This window comes from Protofrankia sp. BMG5.30, from assembly GCF_001983005.1.
GTDB lineage: Bacteria > Actinomycetota > Actinomycetes > Frankiales > Frankiaceae > Protofrankia > Protofrankia coriariae.
The window spans coordinates 66,008-84,230 of the sequence record NZ_MOME01000025.1; the positions used below are offsets into that span (position 1 = coordinate 66,008).

At 72.0% G+C, this 18,223-nt stretch carries 11 protein-coding genes; 7 read left to right on the plus strand and 4 right to left on the minus strand.

Annotated elements, in window-relative coordinates:
- The first annotated feature begins 2 nt into the window (after positions 1 to 2).
- On the plus strand, positions 3 to 458 hold the full coding sequence (locus BL254_RS15245; protein ID WP_139342333.1) for a hypothetical protein: 456 nt from the start codon (positions 3 to 5) through the stop codon (positions 456 to 458).
- Positions 455 to 1,273, plus strand: coding sequence for a hypothetical protein (locus tag BL254_RS15250; RefSeq protein ID WP_076843691.1), 819 nt, complete (start codon positions 455 to 457; stop codon positions 1,271 to 1,273). Before BL254_RS15245 ends, BL254_RS15250 begins: the two co-directional genes overlap by 4 nt.
- A gap of 16 nt (positions 1,274 to 1,289) precedes the next feature.
- Here the strand turns inward: BL254_RS15250 and uvrB are convergent, their stop codons facing one another.
- The 3 genes from uvrB to BL254_RS15265 all read right to left on the minus strand — a co-directional run bounded on the left by uvrB (position 1,290) and on the right by BL254_RS15265 (position 4,592).
- Positions 1,290 to 3,437 carry an excinuclease ABC subunit UvrB gene (gene uvrB / locus BL254_RS15255; protein ID WP_076843693.1) on the minus strand — a complete coding sequence of 716 codons (2,148 nt, stop codon included), beginning with the start codon at positions 3,435 to 3,437 and terminating at the stop codon, positions 1,290 to 1,292.
- A gap of 77 nt (positions 3,438 to 3,514) precedes the next feature.
- Positions 3,515 to 4,114: a dephospho-CoA kinase gene (gene coaE, locus BL254_RS15260; RefSeq protein ID WP_083731115.1), complete on the minus strand. Its 600-nt coding sequence runs from the start codon at positions 4,112 to 4,114 to the stop codon at positions 3,515 to 3,517.
- A gap of 130 nt (positions 4,115 to 4,244) precedes the next feature.
- The gene (locus BL254_RS15265; RefSeq protein WP_047223486.1) at positions 4,245 to 4,592 is read right to left on the minus strand and encodes an SHOCT domain-containing protein; all 348 of its coding nucleotides are present in this window, start codon (positions 4,590 to 4,592) and stop codon (positions 4,245 to 4,247) included.
- Positions 4,593 to 5,118: 526 nt separating this feature from the next.
- On the opposite strand from BL254_RS15265, the gene BL254_RS15270 reads away from it, so the two are divergent.
- Positions 5,119 to 5,748: a DUF4389 domain-containing protein gene (locus tag BL254_RS15270; RefSeq protein WP_076843695.1), complete on the plus strand. Its 630-nt coding sequence runs from the start codon at positions 5,119 to 5,121 to the stop codon at positions 5,746 to 5,748.
- A gap of 150 nt (positions 5,749 to 5,898) precedes the next feature.
- Positions 5,899 to 8,211 (plus strand): FdhF/YdeP family oxidoreductase, encoded by a 2,313-nt coding sequence (locus BL254_RS15275; protein ID WP_076843732.1) that lies wholly within the window; start codon positions 5,899 to 5,901, stop codon positions 8,209 to 8,211.
- A gap of 162 nt (positions 8,212 to 8,373) precedes the next feature.
- Here the strand turns inward: BL254_RS15275 and rpsA are convergent, their stop codons facing one another.
- Positions 8,374 to 9,855 (minus strand): 30S ribosomal protein S1, encoded by a 1,482-nt coding sequence (rpsA, locus tag BL254_RS15280; RefSeq protein WP_076843697.1) that lies wholly within the window; start codon positions 9,853 to 9,855, stop codon positions 8,374 to 8,376.
- 469 nt (positions 9,856 to 10,324) lie between these two features.
- Between rpsA and BL254_RS15285 the strand changes: the two genes are divergently transcribed.
- The 3 genes from BL254_RS15285 (at position 10,325) to BL254_RS15295 (ending at position 18,205) form a co-directional block, all read left to right on the plus strand.
- Positions 10,325 to 11,218 (plus strand): class I SAM-dependent methyltransferase, encoded by an 894-nt coding sequence (locus BL254_RS15285; RefSeq protein ID WP_047223453.1) that lies wholly within the window; start codon positions 10,325 to 10,327, stop codon positions 11,216 to 11,218.
- A gap of 280 nt (positions 11,219 to 11,498) precedes the next feature.
- Positions 11,499 to 13,400, plus strand: coding sequence for a lipopolysaccharide biosynthesis protein (locus tag BL254_RS26165; RefSeq protein WP_076843699.1), 1,902 nt, complete (start codon positions 11,499 to 11,501; stop codon positions 13,398 to 13,400).
- Positions 13,401 to 13,531: 131 nt separating this feature from the next.
- On the plus strand, positions 13,532 to 18,205 hold the full coding sequence (locus BL254_RS15295) for an alpha-(1->3)-arabinofuranosyltransferase family protein (RefSeq protein ID WP_076843701.1): 4,674 nt from the start codon (positions 13,532 to 13,534) through the stop codon (positions 18,203 to 18,205).
- Positions 18,206 to 18,223 lie beyond the last annotated feature (18 nt).

Below are 18,223 nucleotides of genomic sequence, written 5' to 3' on the forward strand. Positions count from 1 at the left end.
CGGTGATCGATCCGCGCCTCCGACGGTCCGCTGTCCTGACGGTCGCGGAGCGGTTGCGCAAACAGGGGTGGAGCGGTGGGCCGCTGCATGCGGTGGGGCTGCCCGACGGCACGAAGGTCACCCTGCAGAACGTCCTGCTCGCCGCCGCGCTCGAGGCCGGCCTCCAGGAGATTCCCACCCTCACGCATCATCCGGACGAACCACTGCCGCTCTTCATGGCCAGGGACTTCGTGCTCGTTCGGCCGATCCGTGAGCTGGCGGACGGGTCGTGTGTGGTCGGCGGCCGGGCGGGAGAGGTGTTGTTCCGCCGGGGGCGCCGCGCGGCGACATACGGCGAGGCCGCGTTGTTCCGTGCCGTAGGCCAGGCGGACATTCCCGATGGCGCCCCGGTGCCCTTCCCCTGGACGGCTGCCATGAGCACAGGAGAAAAACCAGACATGAGAGAAGGCCGGAAATGACCGGCACGCTGAACGACGCCTATGCCGATCATCTACGGCTGTGGGCGGCCAGGTCGACATCGCCGCGGCTGGTGGACGCGCTCGTACGCGGCGGTGAACTGGCCGAGGCCGAGCTGCTGCGGGCATATCTCGACAGTGGTGACCAGTGGGTGACCACATCACGGACATCGGGCGTCTGGCAGGGCAGGGCATGCTGGGTCGGCACCAGACCGCCGGTGGAGGCACKCAGCGGTGACCTCTGGTTCGACGTGGTCGAGGTGGCCTCCACTGTGCTGATACCGCGTCCGGATGCGGAGCTCGCGGCTTTCTCCGCCGAGGAGTGGCAGGCCATGACCACGTGTGTGAGCTGGCTGTCGACCAGACCGGTTCGGCGGTGGCAGTTCCTGGGCTTCGCGTCCGTCACCGGCCTGGACCCCGGCCGGACGATCGGCTCGTCCGCATATGCCATGGGCGTCCGCGGTGCCTGGGCCGACCGGTACGCCGGGTACTTCGGCAAGAGCCTGCCCGGCTGGGACAGCTGGTGGGGGACGTCCTGCGCGCTCAGTGATGAAATCATCAACACCATGTGGCCGGCGGACATCCCGGAGATCGGGTTTCGTGTCGCGGAGGACGCGATGGCGCTTCTGGGCCGCGCCCGCGCGCTCCTGACGGACCAGGATCCGGATGGCCCGTTCCCACTGGGTGAACGTTTTGCCGTCACGGACCGCTACTGGCTGCCGGGCATGCGGTTCCGGACGGAGCTGAGCACCCAGCTCGGCCTCCTGCCGGCCGACCGGGGAGAGACCGGGAACGCACCCGTACCCGCCCGGCCATGAGCGGGAAGGCCGTCGGTCATATACCGGCTGCGTGCATGCCGCGTAGTTCTTTTTTCAGTTCGGCGATCTCGTCGCGTAGGCGGGCGGCGAGTTCGAAATGGAGCTCCTTGGCCGCCTCGTGCATCTGGTCGTCGAGCTGGCGGATGAGCTGCGCCAGGTCGGCGCTGGGCATGCCGGCCAGCTGGGCCGCGTGCCGCCCGACCGCGCCGTCACGGCCCGCCTTCGAGGACATCCCGGGGGCCGGCACCTTCCCGCGGGACTGCGCGCGGCCGCCACCGCCGATGGCCCCGCCCTCGGCGTTCTCCCGGACGAGGTCGTCCAGGATGTCGATGACCTTCTTGCGCAGCGGCTGCGGGTCCACTCCCCGTTCCGTGTTGTAGGCGATCTGCTTCGCGCGCCGCCGGTTCGTCTCCTCGATGGCCCGCCGCATCGACGGGGTGATGGCGTCGGCGTACATGTGCACCTGGCCGGAGACGTTGCGGGCGGCCCGGCCGATGGTCTGGATCAGCGACTTGTCCGACCGCAGGAAGCCCTCCTTGTCGGCGTCCAGGATGGACACCAGTGACACCTCGGGCAGGTCCAGCCCCTCCCGCAGCAGGTTGATGCCGACCAGCACGTCGAACTCGCCCTTGCGCAGGCCGGTGAGCAGCTCGACGCGGCGGAGCGTGTCGATGTCGCTGTGCAGGTAGCGGACCCGGATGCCGAGCTCGAGCAGGTAGTCGGTGAGGTCCTCGGCCATCTTCTTGGTCAGCGTCGTGACCAGCACCCGCTCGTCACGTTCGGCGCGGATGCGGATCTCGCCGACGAGGTCGTCGATCTGCCCCCTGGTCGGTTTGAGCACGACCTCCGGGTCGAGCAGGCCGGTCGGCCGGATGATCTGCTCGACCACGCCGTCGGCGCGGGAGAGCTCGTACGGACCGGGGGTCGCCGACAGGTACACCGTCTGGTCGATGCGGGCGCAGAACTCCTCCCAGCGCAGCGGCCGGTTGTCCATCGCGCTGGGCAGCCGGAAACCGTGCTCGACCAGGTTGCGCTTGCGCGACATGTCGCCCTCGAACATCCCGCCGATCTGCGGGACCGTGTTGTGCGACTCGTCGATGACCAGCAGGAAGTCGTCCGGGAAATAGTCCAGCAGCGTATGCGGTGCGCTGCCGGCGGCCCGGCCGTCGATGTGCCGGGAGTAGTTCTCGATGCCCGAGCAGAAACCGACCTGGCGCATCATCTCGATGTCATAGGTGGTGCGCATCCGCAGCCGCTGGGCCTCCAGCAGCCTGCTCTGGCGTTCCAGCTCGGCGAGCCGGTCGGTGAGCTCCGTCTCGATGCCCGCGATCGCCCGTTCCATGCGTTCCGGGCCGGCCACGTAGTGGGTGGCGGGGAAGACGAACACCTCCTGCGCCTCACGGACGATCTCGCCGGTGAGCGGGTGCAGGTAGRCCAGCCGTTCGATCTCGTCGCCGAACATCTCGATCCGGACGGCGAGCTCCTCGTAGACGGGGAACACCTCGACGGTGTCGCCGCGGACCCGCAGCGTCCCCCGGGTGAAGGCGATGTCGTTGCGGGCGTACTGGACGTCGACGAACCGGCGCAGCAGGCTGTCGCGGTCGATCTCCTCCCCGACCCGCAGCCGGACCATGCGCTTGATGTACTCCTCGGGGGTGCCCAGGCCGTAGATGCAGCTCACGCTCGCCACGACCACCACGTCCCTGCGGGTGAGCAGGCTCATCGTGGCCGAGTGGCGCAGCCGCTCGACCTCCTCGTTGACCGAGGAGTCCTTCTCGATGTAGGTGTCGGTCTGCGCGATGTACGCCTCGGGCTGGTAGTAGTCGTAGTACGAGACGAAGTACTCGACGGCGTTGTGCGGCAGCAGCTCCCGGAACTCGTTGGCGAGCTGGGCCGCCAGGGTCTTGTTCGGCGCCATCACCAGCGTCGGCCGCTGCACCTGCTCTATCAGCCACGCGGTGGTGGCCGACTTGCCGGTACCGGTCGCGCCCAGCAGGACGAGGTCCTTCTCGCCGGCGCGGATCCGGCGGGCCAGCTCCGCGATCGCCGCCGGCTGGTCACCGGAGGGCTCGAAGTCGGAGACGACCTGGAACGGCGCGGTCGAACGCGTGATGTTGTTGGCGGGGCGGTCGACACCGGTGAGACGATCGGTCGTGGAGCTCACGTCCCCTACAACACCACAGACCTCCGACAATTTCGCATCCGACCCGTTCCGCGCAGGCCCGCCGCGACCGCCCGGCGCTATCCGGGCTGGTGGGCCGCGAGCAGCCGCGCCCACACCTCGTCCACCCTGGCTCGAAGATCCTCCAGGCTGCCGCCGTTGTCCACGAGAACGTCCGCGACCGCCCGGCGGGCGGCGTCGTCGGCCTGGTTGGCCATCCGCGCCCGCGCCTGTTCCGGGGGCAGGCCCCGGTCGGCCAGCCGGGCCAGGCGGACCTCCAGCGGTGCCTCCACCACGACGACCACGTCGTACCGGTCGGCAAGACCGGCTTCGACGAGCAGCGGCACATCGTAGACGACCACCGCGTCCGCTGGCGCCTGCGCCATGCGTTCGACCGCCTGGGCGCCGACCAGCGGATGCGTGATCGCCTCCAGCCGGCGGCGGGCCTCCGGGTCGGCGAACACGACCGCGCCGAGAGCCGCCCGGTCGAGCGCGCCGTCGGCACCAAGCAGATGCGAACCGAACTCCTCGACCACGGCCCGCAGCCCCGGCGTCCCGGGAGCGACCACCTCGCGGGCGAGCTGGTCCGCGTCGATCACCACCGCGCCGTGGCCGGCCAACAGCCGCGCCACCGCGCTCTTGCCCGCACCGATCCCACCGGTCAGTCCCACCCGCAGCACAGGACCGAGTCTGCCGTATCGCCGTCGCTCCTCCGCACCCGGCCGGGGCCTGACCAGGCCACAGCATCCTCGGCGATTCCTGGCACGGCAGGCTGTCGGCCAGGTCCGCGTCGGCGGCCCGGCCCGGCCATTAGGTGAGGACCTTCGCCTTCAGCCGCTGGTACTCCTCGTCCGAAATGGCGCCGCGGTCCCGCAGCTCGGCAAGGCGGCCGAGCTCGTCCGCGGGGCTGCCTCCCGGCGCGGCGCCCGGCGGGACGTGGTTGCGCAGCACCCGTTCCCGCAGCGCCTGCTCCTGCTGGGCCGCCCGCTCCATCGCCCGTTCGTGCATGCCGCCGCCCCGCACGATCAGATACACGAGGATGCCGAACAACGGAAGCACGATGGCGAGGACGACCCAGCCCGCCTTGGCCCAGCCGGACAGGTCATGGCTGAGCAGGATGTCGGACACGACCGCGAACAACAGGTAGAACCACAACATGAAAAGGAAGAACCACAACAACGTCCAGAACACGCTGAGCAGCGGATACGAATAGTCGGTGTCCACGATGACCCCCTCGGTCGGGACCCCTTCGGCCGGGCCCCTCGGTCAGGGACCCCTCGGTCGCCACGGCCTGTTCGGCGTTGCCCACGCCGGGTCCGCGGGCCAGCCGGACCCGGCGTGGCGTGCATGCGGCCCGTGGGTGCACGCGGCCGATGGAACGCGACAACCGCTACGTCCACCATGCAGGGCGACGGTGTCCGCCTCATCACCCCCACCAGGTGAATCGTCGGAGCGGCCCGCGGAACCGACCCGGAACGCGCGGCACCGGCTGGACGTCACGCCGGTTGGACATCGCGCCACGGCCGCGACTACGGTTTTGTGATGCCTGAAGGCCCGGTAATATCCGAAGCGGTGGGGAGCGGGCCGCGGTATCCGCGTCCCGGCATCCCGGCGTCCCGGGCGGGAATCCGGCGACGGCCCCCCGCCGCCGGGACAGCAATGCGAGTAACGGGAACAACGGGTCATGACGACCCCTGAAGACGAGGCGTACACCRGCGAGTACCCGGTCGCATTCACCGTGGGCTATCCGACCGACGCCCGTAACCGGCTGACGGTGTTCTTTCGAATCTTCACGGTACTGCCCATCGCTGTCGTATTCATGACCGTCAGCGGCATCTACCCCTCCTGGGGGGGCGCGGGAGYCGCCGGTGGTCTGCTGTTCCTCGGCCCACTCCTGATGATCCTGTTCCGGCGGAAGTATCCCCGCTGGTGGTTCGACTGGAATCTGAACCTGCTCCGTTTCGAGAACCGGGTGGCGGCCTATCTGCTCCTGCTGCGGGACGACTATCCCGCCACCGACGCCGAACAGGCCGTCCATCTCAGTATTCCTTATCCGGACGTATCCCGGCTCAACCGCTGGCTGCCGCTGGTCAAATGGTTCCTGGCAATCCCGCACTACGTCGTCCTGGTCTTCCTGGACATCGGCGTGGTCGTCGCGGTGATTGTCGGCTGGTTCGCCGTCCTGGCCACCGGGCGACTACCACGGGTTCTGTTCGACTACGTGGTGGGGGTACTGCGCTGGTCGAACCGGGTGATCGCGTACGCGTTCGTCCTCAGCACCGACTCCTACCCACCCTTTCGTCTCGGCCCGTGAGTCCTCGCCCTCAGCCGGGCGACCGGGCCGCAAGGTCGGCCAGTATGGTGGTTGCGATTCATTCGCTGGGCATATATTGATTCGTCGACCAGCGTCCACGTGTATGACGGAACATGCATGTCCGAATGCTCCGAACAGGAGGTGCCCGGCATGGTGCGCAGGGCGCCGGTGACGGATCCAGATCAGGGACGGGTTACGGCGGACGGCCCGGCGCGTTATGCGGCGGGGGTGCCCGGGGTGGCGCACGCGCTCGGCCAGTCGGTGGCCCAGATGGGGGTGCGGCGCAGCGTCACCACCCTGCGGCTGCTCAACCAGGCGGACGGGTTCGACTGCCCGGGCTGCGCCTGGCCGGACCCGGATCCCGCGCACCGCTCCGCCGCGGAGTTCTGCGAGAACGGGGCGAAGGCCGTCGCGGAGGAGGCGACCCTGCGCCGGCTGACACCGGAGTTCTTCGCCGCGCATCCGCTGCCGGATCTCGCCGGCCGCTCCGGCTACTGGCTCGGGCAGCAGGGCCGGCTGTGCGAACCGATGTACAGGGCGGCGGACGACGACCACTACCACCCGGTGAGCTGGGACGACGCGTTCAGGATCATCGCGGCCGAGCTGACCGGTCTGGACAGCCCCGACGAGGCCGTCTTCTACACCTCGGGACGCACCAGCAACGAGGCGGCGTTCGTCTACCAGCTGTTCGTCCGCGCGTTCGGCACCAACAACCTGCCGGACTKCTCGAACATGTGCCACGAGTCCTCCGGGGCGGCGCTCACCGAGACGATCGGCATCGGCAAGGGCAGCGTCACCCTCGACGATCTCGAACAGGCCGACCTGGTGCTCGTCGTCGGGCAGAACCCGGGGACGAACCATCCACGCATGCTCTCGACGCTGGAGCGGGTGAAGCGGGCCGGCGGCGGCATCGTCGCGGTCAACCCGCTGCCCGAGACGTCGCTGATCCGGTTCCGTAACCCGCAGCGGCCCGCCGGTGTGCTCGGGCGCGGCACCGCCCTGGCCGACCAGTATCTCCAGATCCGGCTCAACGGTGACATGGCGCTGTTCCAGGCGCTGTCACGCCGCCTGCTCGACGCCGAGGCAGCCGCCCCGGGCACGGTGCTCGACCACGGCTTCCTCGCCGCGCACACCACCGGCTTCGACGCGTTCGCCGAGCATCTGCGGACGCTGTCCGACGACGACGTCCGCACCGCCACCGGGCTCGCCGACAGCGAGATCGACGAGCTGGCCCGCCGGGCGCTGGCCGCCGAGAAGATCATCGTGTGCTGGGCGATGGGGCTCACCCAGCACGCCAACGCGGTGGCCACGATCCGGGAGGTGGTGAACTTCCTGCTCCTGCGCGGCAACATCGGCCGGCCGGGGGCGGGGGTCTGCCCGGTCCGCGGGCACAGCAACGTCCAGGGCGACCGCACGATGGGCATCTGGGAGAGGATGCCGGACGCGTTCCTCGACGCCCTCGGCGCCGAGTTCGGCTTCACCCCGCCACGGCGGAGTGGCTACGACGTCGTCGACGCGATCCGCGCGATGCGTGACGGGCGGGTGAAGGTCTTCGTCGGCATGGGCGGCAACTTCGTCGCCGCCGCGCCCGACACGGCCGTCAGCGAGGCGGCGATGCGTGGCTGCCGGCTCACCGTGCAGATCTCCACCAAGCTCAACCGCTCCCACGTGGTCACCGGCCGCCAGGCCCTCATCCTGCCCACGCTGGGCCGGACCGAGATCGACGTGCAGGCCGGCGGCCCGCAGTTCGTCACCGTCGAGGACTCGATGGGTGCCGTGCACGCCTCCCGCGGCGGCCTGCCACCGGCCGCGCCGTCGCTGCGCTCGGAGGTCGCCATCGTCTGCGGGCTCGCCCGGGCCACCCTCGGCGGGAGAACCACGGTGGACTGGGCGGCCCTGGCCGGCGACTACCGGCGCATCCGCGGCCACATCGCCGCCGTCATCCCCGGCTTCGCCGACTACGACACCCGGGCCAGCCGGCCCGGCGGGTTCCTGCTGCCGCACCCGCCCCGGGACAGCCGCAGCTTCCCGACCCCGTCCGGCCGCGCCGCCATCACCGTCAACACGCTGGAGGTGCTGCGCACACCGCCCGGGCACCTGCTGCTCCAGACGATCCGCTCCCACGACCAGTACAACACCACCATCTACGGCCCTGACGACCGTTACCGCGGCATCCGCCACGGCCGGCGCGTCGTCCTCGTCCACCCTGACGACCTCGCCGCGCTCGGCATCCCCGACGGGGGCCAGGTGGACATTGTCAGCGTCCACGATGCCGCCGCCGGGAAGGGGAAGGGCAAGGAACGTCGGGCCGAGAACTTCCGGGCTGTCGCCTACCCGACCGCCCGTGGCTGCGCCGCGGCCTACTTCCCGGAGACGAACGTCCTTGTCCCGCTGGACAGCACCGCCCGGCGCAGCAACACTCCCACGTCGAAATCCCTGATCATCCGGCTGGAACCACGGTAGGACGCGGCCAGCCGCGCGCACGCGGAGCCGTCAGAAGGCAGTCATCAGGAACATACGGACACATGAGTGTGGGCCTGTAGGAGATTCTCCTACAGGCCCACACTCATGTCACTGAACGATCAGCGGTAGCACCCGGCTGGCGGAGCCGACCAGATGACRGGGCTACTCCCGGCCGAACTGCTCGCGGAGCCGGCGCAACGCTTCCTCGTCGATCGCGGAAGCGGGCTGCTCCGACTCGGCGGAGGTGTAGGACGACGRCGCGGCCGCGGCGGCCTCGGCCTCCTGAGCTGCGCGAATCTGCGCCTGGTGCGCCTCGTACCGCTGCTGGGCCTCGGCGTACTGCCGCTCCCACTCGGCCTGCTGCTCCTCGAAGCCGGGCAGCCACTCCCCTGTCTCCGGGTCGAAACCCTCGGGGTAGACGTAGTTGCCCTGCTCGTCGTACTTGGCCTCCATCCCGTACTGGGACGGGTCGAACGCCTCGCCGTCGGGCACCAGCGCGCTGCTGTCGTTGGCCTGCTTGAGGGACAGGCTGATCCGACGGCGGTCCAGGTCGATGTCGATGACCTTGACGAGGATCTCGTCCCCGACGTTGACGACCTGCTCGGGGATCTCCACGTGGCGCTCGGCCAGTTCGGAGATGTGCACCAGGCCCTCGATGCCCTCGTCCACCCGGACGAACGCGCCGAACGGCACGAGCTTGGTGACCCGGCCCGGCACGACCTGGCCGATGGCGTGGGTGCGGGCGAACTGGCGCCACGGGTCTTCCTGGGTGGCCTTCAGCGACAGCGACACCCGCTCCCGCTCCAGGTCGACGTCGAGCACCTCGACCGTGACCTCCTGGCCGACCTCGACGACCTCGGACGGGTGGTCGATGTGCTTCCAGGACAGCTCGGAGACGTGCACCAGACCATCGACGCCACCGAGGTCGACGAACGCGCCGAAGTTGACGATGGAGCTGACGACGCCCTTGCGGATCTGACCCTTGGCGAGCTGGGCGAGGAACTCCGAGCGGACCTCGCTCTGGGTCTGCTCCAGCCATGCCCGCCGGGAGAGAACCACGTTGTTCCGGTTCTTGTCCAGCTCTATGATCTTGGCTTCGAGCTCACGGCCGACGTAGGGCTGCAGGTCCCGGACGCGGCGCATCTCCACCAGGGATGCCGGCAGGAAGCCACGCAGCCCGATGTCGAGGATGAGGCCACCCTTGACGACCTCGATGACGGTGCCGTTGACGACGCCGTCCTCCTCCTTGAGCTTCTCGATCGTGCCCCAGGCGCGCTCGTACTGGGCGCGCTTCTTCGACAGGATGAGCCGGCCTTCCTTGTCCTCCTTCTGGAGAACAAGAGCCTCGACATGATCGCCGACGGTTACGACCTCGTGCGGGTCGACATCGTGCTTGATCGAAAGCTCCCGGGACGGGATGACGCCTTCGGTCTTGTAGCCGATGTCGAGGAGCACCTCGTCGCGGTCCACCTTCACGATGGTGCCGTCGACGATGTCGCCGTCGTTGAAAAATTTGATCGTCTTGTCGACGGCGGCGAGGAAGTCCTCGGCCGAGCCGATGTCGTTGACCGCGACCTGCGGGGTGGTCGGGGTAGGCGGTGTGGTCACGGTCTCCACGGGTCGTACGTCGGTGGTGCTCGTCAAGGGGTCGGCTCCGACTACGGGGTTCGTCGTATGCACGAGGGCCGGGTCGAACCGCCGGGACGGAGGGACAGGGACCGTGCTAAACGAACACTGTCGATACCGAAAGCGACGCTCGAGCGGATCTACTAGGTCTGAGACCCACGGACTCTCGTGCCAGTCCCAAGTCTAGGGACCGGTGTCCAAGGTGGTCAACGCCAGGGGCCCGCAACCTCGTCCAGGATCACAGGATCACAGGATCGACGGGACCACCGGACGCGCGACCCCACCGCGGGGCCGCGCCGGCAGTCCGGCGCCGCCACCCCGAAGCGGCTGGCACGACCGAACTCAAACGGCTGAACTCAAACGACTGAACTGGCACGACTGACGGCACGGCTGGCATGGCCTCGTTCCGCGGCCGGCGGGGCACCGCCCGCCCGGGCGCGCACCGCCGGCGTCCAGGGGCCCGCCGGACACTGCGAGGATCGATGCCGTGAACGGAACAGAACACCCCGGCCCGGCCGGCGGCGAGCCGGCACCCGCCCGCCGGGTCGCGCCGCAGTGCCCTCCGGGCCGCTACCACCCGGCGGAGTTCGGCTACAGCGACATCGACGACGACAGCGCCCGGTGGGCCAGCCGCGGCTACTGGGACGCCACCGCCGACGACTACCAGGCCGAACACGGCGCCTTCCTCGGCGACACCGACTTCCTGTGGTGCCCGGAGGGGCTGCGGGAGGCCGACGCCGGGCTGCTCGGCGAGGTCCGCGGCCGCACCATCCTGGAGATCGGCTGCGGTGGCGCGCAGTGCGCCCGCTGGCTGGTCGCCCGCGGCGCCGAGGTGGTGGCGCTGGACCTCTCCGCCGGGCAGCTGCGGCACGCCCGCGCGCTGTCGGCCGCCACCGGTATCACGGTCCCCCTGGTGCAGGCCGACGCGACCCGGCTGCCGCTGGCCGACGCGAGCGTGGACACGGCCTGCTCCGCCTTTGGCGCGATCCCGTTCGTCGCGGACAGCGCCGCGGTCATGCGCGAGGTCGCCCGGGTGCTGCGGCCCGGCGGCCGCTGGGTCTTCTCCACGACACACCCGATGATCTGGTCGTTTCCCGACCATCCGGGCAAGGAGGGGCTGACGGTCGTGCGCAGCTACTTCGACCGGCGGGCCTATGTGGAACGGGACTGGGCCGGCCGGACGACCTACGCCGAGACGCACCGGACCGTCGGTGACCGGGTCCGGGAGCTGGTGGCAGCCGGGCTGCGCCTGCTGGACGTGATCGAGCCGGAATGGCCGGCCGGTCACGACCGGATCTGGGGCCAGTGGGGGCCGGTGCGGGGCCGTTTCTTCCCATCCACCGCGATCTTCGTGACCGACAGGCCCGCCCGACCCACCTGACACGTACCGGCACTCCGGCACGCATCAGCACGTACCGGCATGTACCGGCATGTACCGGCATGTACAAATACATACCGGTACATGCCGGGCCGGCGCCGGCAGGTGCCGACAGGCACCGACAGAAGCGGCCACGGGGGTGATATCCGGAGTCCGGCGGGACYGGCCACTGATTTCCCGACGCGGGAATGTCACATCGGGCAATGGGAAAATCACTGTCGTGACGCCGGGGGGTGGTGATGGGCCAGCAGTTCGTCCGAGCGCGACGAACACCCTCCCGGTTGTGACGGACATCCTCGCGGCCCATGGCGTCCTCTCGGCCAGCGGTGTCGCGACGGGTCGCGGCACGGCCAGCACCGTCGCGGCAGGTCGCCCCCGGGCCGACAGCGCCGCGACGGGTCGTGCCGCGATGGACGGGGGCACCACAGGCACCGCACGCGGGGGCACGGCGGGCCGGGCCGGACGCCCGCGCGGCGCGGCCGCGCGGTGGGCGCCGACACGCCGGGCGACCGCCACCGCGGTGCGGGCGGCCTCCCCGATCGCCGCGGCCGGCATCATCGTCAACACCGCGAACCTGCTCGTCACGCTCGTCCTCGCGCGTGCGCTCCCACCGGTGGCCTACGGGGCGCTGGCCCAGCTCCTGGCGTTGTTCTTCGTGGTGTCCATGCCGGGCAGCGCGCTGCTCGTCGGGGTCGTCCGCACGATCACGAGCTGGCGGCAGGACGGCCGCGGCGCCCTGGTCGACGGCTGGGTCGCCCGGGTGCGTCGCGCCGGGGTCGTGCTGACGCTGTCCACGGCTGCCGGGGGCCTCGCCCTGCGCGGCGCGATCGCCGCCGCGCTGTCCCTGCCGGGCCCCGGCGGCGTGGCGGAGATGCTCACCGCGGGCGCGGCGTGGTGCCTGCTCTGCGTCGACCGTGGGCTGCTCCAGTCCGCCCTGAGGCATCGGACGCTGGCGGTCAACCTCGCGCTCGAGGGGCTGACCCGCGGCGTGCTGGCGGTCGTGCTGGTGCTCGCCGGCCTCGGGCCGGCCGGCGCGTCGCTGGCGACCCTGCTCGGTGTGCTCGTGGGACTTGCCCACTCGCGCCGGGCCCTTGGGTCCCGCACCGGGCGACGGCGCGGTGGCCGGCCGCGCGCCGGTCCGCCCGGCACCGGCCTGCCCCGGAGCGAGACCTCCCGGAGCGGCCGGGCCGCCGGTGGCCGGCCACGCGCCGGCCACCGGCGTGCGGGAGCCGGCCCGCGACCGGTGGACCCGCGTCCGGCCAGGCGGCAGCCGGGCGGCCGGCGAGCGGCGGACCCACCGCCGCGGCCGCGGCCCGGCGGGCCCGGCGCCGCGCGTGCCGTCCCCGCCATGCGGACAGCTCCCACCACGCGGGCGCGCCCCGCCGAGCCGGCCAGCCCCGCCATGCCAACAAGCTCTGTCGCAGCGACAGGCCCCGCCGTGCCGACGAACCGTCCGACCGTCGAGATCKGCGCCGCGCTGACCGCGCTGGTGCTCCTCGGCCTGTTGCAGAACATCGACCTGCTGGTGCTCGGGGCGCACCGTTCCGGCGACGCCGGCCCGTACGCGGCGGTGTCCGTCGCCTGCAAGGCGCTGGTCTTCGCCGCGGTCGCCCTGGGTGGTTTCCTGCTCCCCGAGACCGCCACCCGCCGGCACCGCGGCGAGCACGCCCTGCACCAGCTCGGCGGGACGCTTGCGATGCTCGCGGTACCGGCCGCGGCGCTCGTCGCCGTCGCGCTGGTCGCGCCGAGGGCAGGTCTCACGCTCGCGTTCGGTGCACCCCTGGCCGCCCGCGCGCCCGCGTTCGCGCCCCTGGCCGGTGCGATGGCCTGCCTGGGAGCGACCGTCCTGTGCACCTACTACCTGCTCGCCGTGGGGGAACGCCGCGTTCTCGCCGTGCTGGCCGCCGCTACCGCGCTCGCCGTCCCGGCGCTGTGGTGGGCGCGGGGTGACGCGATCGCCACCGCCCATATAGAACTCGTGGTACACGCGGCGCTGCTGACCGTGGCCGGATCGCTGGTCCGGATCGCGGCCCGGCGGGGCGCGCCGCCCGGGCCGACGGCGGGCCGCCGGGTGGCGGCGCCGATACAGCCGGGCCGCCCCGGGGGCGGGCTGCACCGTGGCCGACACAACATGTGGCGTTCCACCCCCGCGGCCGCACCGCGCCACCGCCGCAGAGATCTCTAAGATGCACCGGACACGGCCCGCACGCACCGCGCCGGCAGGTGAGCCGCCACGGTGAGCCGACCCGGCGAGCGGCCGTCCCTCCCGGCGGCACCCGCCAGCCGCGGACCGAACCAGGATGATTGGGTTGGACGGTGACCCTGACCGCACCATCAGCACGCCCGCGGCGCGGTCTCGGCCGCCGGACCGCCCGCCGGCCGGCCGCCCGCACCGGCCTACCAGAGCGCGGCCTGCGGCGCTGGCTGCCATCGTGGCCCATCGTGCTGCTGGCCGCGATCAGCTACCTTCCGCTGCTGTTCACCGCGCCCGGCCGGGTCGGCGTCGACACCAAGGCCTACCTCTACCTGGAACCGCGGGAGCTGATCGGACGAGCGGGGATCATGTGGGATCCCGGTGTCGGGATGGGTGTGGTCACCCATCAGAACATCGGCTTCCTGCTCCCGCAGGGCGCCTTCTTCTGGTTCCTGGACCTGCTGAGCCTGCCCACCTGGGTCGCCCAGCGGCTGTGGACGGGTTCGGTGCTGTTCATGGCCGGCGCGGGCGTGCTGTTCTGCATGCGTTCGTTCCGCTGGCCGCACCGGTTCGCCTTCGTCGCGGCCGCGGGTTACATGCTGACCCCCTACGTCCTCGAGTACGAGGCGCGGATGTCGGCGATCCTGCTGCCGTACACGGGCCTGGGCTGGCTGTTGGGGATCACGGTCCGTGGCCTGCGCGAGGCGCGGGGTGGCCTGGCGGGGTGGCGGCCGGACGGCTGGCGCTGGCCGGCGGCGTTCGGCATCGCCGTCGCGCTGGTCGGCAGCAGCAACGCCGCCAGTCTGATCTTCGTGCTGCTGGCGCCGATCCTGTGGCTGCCCTTCGCGGTGTGGGTCACCCGGGAGGCCCGCCTCGGCCCCGCGCTGGGCATGTGCGCCCGGGCCGCGGTGGCGGTCGTGGGCTGCTCGGCCTGGTGGATCGCGGGCCTGCTCACCCAGGCCGGCTACGGCGTCGACATCCTCGCCTACAGCGAGACGCTCAGGACGGTCGCGAGCGCCTCGCAGGCCTCCGAGGTGCTGCGCGGTCTGGGCAACTGGTACTTCTACGGCGGGGACGCGCTGGGCACCTGGATCGCCCCGTCCCGGGACTACACCCAGACCATCTGGGTGATCCTCATCAGCTTCACGGTGCCGCTGCTGGCCCTGGCGGGTGCGGCGCTGTGCCGGTGGGGATACCGGGCGTACTTCGTCCTGCTCGTGCTCGTCGGCACCACGGTCGCGGTCGGGGTCTACCCCTACGAGAACCCCTCGCCGCTGGGCGGGGCCTTCCGGTCGTTCGCCGAGGCGTCCAGCGTTGGTTTCGCCCTGCGTTCGATGCCGCGTGCCGTGCCGCTGGTCGCCCTCGGCCTGTCGGTGCTGCTGGCCGGCGGGCTCGCCGCGCTGGCGCAACGCGTCGACGAGCGGCTGGCGCGGCACGCTCGGGAGGCGCCCGGCCAGGGGCGGCGGCAGGCCGGGCGCGCGGCGCGCGGCGCGCGGGTGCGGACGTGGCCGCGGCCGCGGCTGCCGACGTCCGTGCCGGGTGTCGCGTGGGCGGTCGTGGTCGTGCTGATCGTGGCGAACCTGAGCCCGTTGTGGCGCGGCCAGTTCGTCGAGGCCGGGCTGGACCGGCCCGAGTCGCTCCCCGACTACGAACTGCAGGCCGCCGCCGACCTGGACGCGGCGGGGACGGCCACCCGGGTCCTGGAACTGCCCGGGGCGCCCTTCTCGCACTACCGGTGGGGGACGACCCTCGACCCCGTCCTGCCCGGGCTCATCGAACGACCCTTCGTCTCCCGCGAGCTGATCCCGCTGAGCGCCGCCGCGTCCGCCGACCTGCTGCGCGCGCTGGACCGCCGGCTGCAGGAGGGGGTGTTCGAGACCGGTTCGCTGGCCGACATCGCCCGGCTGATGGGTGTCGGCGACGTGCTGCTGCGCAGCAACTTCCAGTACGAGCGGTTCCGCACCCCGCGGCCGGTGCCGACCTGGCAGCTGTTCACCGACCCGGTGCCGGCGGGCCTGACCGCGCCGCGCCGCTTCGGGCCGCCGGTGGCCGACACCCCGCAGATCCCCTTCAACGACGAGATCGCCCTGGGCGCGCCTCCGGGCGCTCCCGCGCCGCCGGCGCTGGCCGCCTTCGGGGTCCAGGACGCCAGGCCGATCGTGCGCACGGCGACGACCGCGGCCCCGCTGCTGGTCAGCGGGAACGGTGAGGGGCTGGTGGACGCGGCGGCCGCCGGGCTGCTGTCCGAGGCGGTGGCCGGGAACCGGGCCATTCTCTACACCGGCTCGCTGGCCACGGACCCCGCCGGCCTGCGACAGGCCCTGGACGACGGCGCCGACCTGCTGCTCACCGACAGCAACCGGCTGCGGGCGGAACGCTGGAGCTCGGTCCGGGACGGCTACGGCTACGTGGAGACTCCCGGCAGTGCGCCGCTCACCCCCGACCCGAACGACAACCGGCTGCCGGTCTTCCCAGACGCCACCGCGGCGTCCCAGACCGTCGCCGTGCTGCAGCCCTCCGGCCAGTCCGCGCCGACCGCCTCCGCGCCGACCGCCTCCGCGCGGATCGCCTCGGTCGAGGCGACCGACTACGGCAACACGTTCTCCTACAGCCCACCGGAGCGCCCGGCCGGCGCGGTCGACGGCAACCCGGACACCGCCTGGCGGGTGGGCGCGTTCACCAACCCGGCCGGGCAGCGCCTGCGCGTCGACCTGGCCGGCCCGGTGACCACGGACCGGGTCCGGCTGGTCCAGCCGCTCACCGGCGCGCGCAACCGGTGGATCACCAAGGCGACGCTGCGCTTCGACGGCGGCTCGCCGGTGACGGTGCCGCTCACGGACAGCTCCCGGGCTCCCGCCGGCCAGGTGGTGACCTTCCCCGCCCGCAGCTTCACCCGGCTGGACATCACCGTCGACGCCACCAACACCGGGACCCGCGCGAACTACGCCGGCCTGTCCAGCGTGGGGTTCGCCGAGGTCGACATCGTGACACCGGACGGGAGCGCACCCCACGTCCAGGAACTGCTGCGGATGCCCACCGACCTGCTCGCCGCGGCCGGCGAGGACTCCCTGCGGCACCGTCTGACACTGCAGATCACCCGGGACCGCGCGAACCCGGCCGAGCCGTTCAAGTCCGATACCGAGCCGGCCGTCGCCCGCACGTTCACCCTGCCGACCGCGCGGACCTTCACCCTGACCGGCACCGCCCGGGCCTCCGCCTACGCCGACGACCTCGTGCTCGGCGCCTCGGTCGGCCGGCCGACCGACGGGGTCACCACCGAGTCCTCCGGCCGGCTGCCCGGCGACCTGGCGGCCGGCAGCGCCAGCGCCTTCGACGGGGATCCGGCCACCGCGTGGAGCCCCGGCTTCGGCATGCAGCAGGGCGCCTGGATCCAGGTCAACTCCCCCCGGCCGGTGAACCTGTCCGAGCTGACGCTGTCCGTGGTCGCGGACGGCCGCCACTCCGTGCCCACCGCCCTGGGACTGATCGTGGACGGTCGTCGGGTGGACACCCTCACCGTCCCGCCGGTCAGCGACCTCGGACAGCCCGGCGCGAGCCAGACCGTGACGATGTCCTTCCCGCCCGTACGGGGCAGCAGCATCCGTCTCGTCGTCGACCGGGTGCGGCTGGCCACCACCGTCGACCCGATCAGCGGGACCCGGATCTCCATGCCGGTCGGGCTCGCCGAGGTCGGCCTCGCCGGCCTGCGGGTACCCCCGCCGCGGGCCGGCGTGCCCGACACCTGCCGCGACGATCTGGTGACGATCGACGGGCGTCCGACCCCCGTGCGGATCACCGGTTCCGGCACGGGCGCGCTCGGTCGTGCCGGGCTTGCGGTGTCGCTGTGCGGCGATCCGATCGCTCTGGGTCCTGGCGACCACGTCCTGCGGACCGTCGAGGGCGCGCGGACCGGATATGATCTCGACCGGCTGATCCTCACCTCGCAGCCCGTGGGCGCGCCGACAGCGACGGCAGCAGCGGCATCGGCAACAGCGGCATCGGCAGCTGCCGGCCCCGCGCCGGCGAGCCCGGCGGCCGGCACGACCACAGCCGCGGGCCCGACGGCGACGCCGGCGGTGGCGGTCACCGACTCCACGGCGACCTCGTTCGGGCTGCGGGTCACCGGCGCGCGGCCCGGTCAGCCGTTCTGGCTGGTGCTCGGCCAGAGCCTGTCCGCCGGCTGGCGGGCGACCTCCGGCGACACCGACTACGGCCGGCCCGTCCTCGTGGACGGCTACGCCAACGGCTGGCGGATCACCCCCACCGCGGCCGACTTCGACATCGCGTTGGCCTGGACACCGCAGACTCTGGTGTGGCGTGCCCTGACGGTCTCCGGTATCGCCCTGATGTCCAGCGCCGTCCTGCTGGTGGTGACGGCCCGCCGCCGCCGGCGGGCCGGCCAGGGGCCGGACGGCCCGCCGGACCTGCCGGTGTTCGAGCCGCTGGCCGCCCGCGCCGCGCGGGTCCCCGTCCCGATCGCGCTCGCGCTGGCCGCCGCGGTGGCCCTGGTCGCGCTGGCGCTGGTCAACCCGGTCGCGAGCGTCGTCACCGGGGTGAGCACGCTGGCCGCCCTGGTGCTGCCCCGCGGCCGGCTGCTGCTGCGGGTCGCCCCGGTGGTCCTGCTCCTGGTCAGCGTGGGGTATGTCGTCCAGGTGCAGCTGCGCCACCACCTGCCGGTCAACGGGGAGTGGGTCCAGGCGTTCGACAAGATCGCAACGGTCTCCTGGATCGCGATCCTGCTACTGGCCGCCGACGTGGTGGTCGCGGCCGCGCAACGCCGCCGCGGGAAGGCGTGAGCCCACCCGCCGGCTGAC

Excerpts from the sequence above, each read along its gene's own strand:
- BL254_RS15265 (WP_047223486.1), bottom strand. The coding sequence starts at position 4,592 with ATGTTGTGGTTCTACCTGTTGTTCGCGGTCGTGTCCGACATCCTGCTC.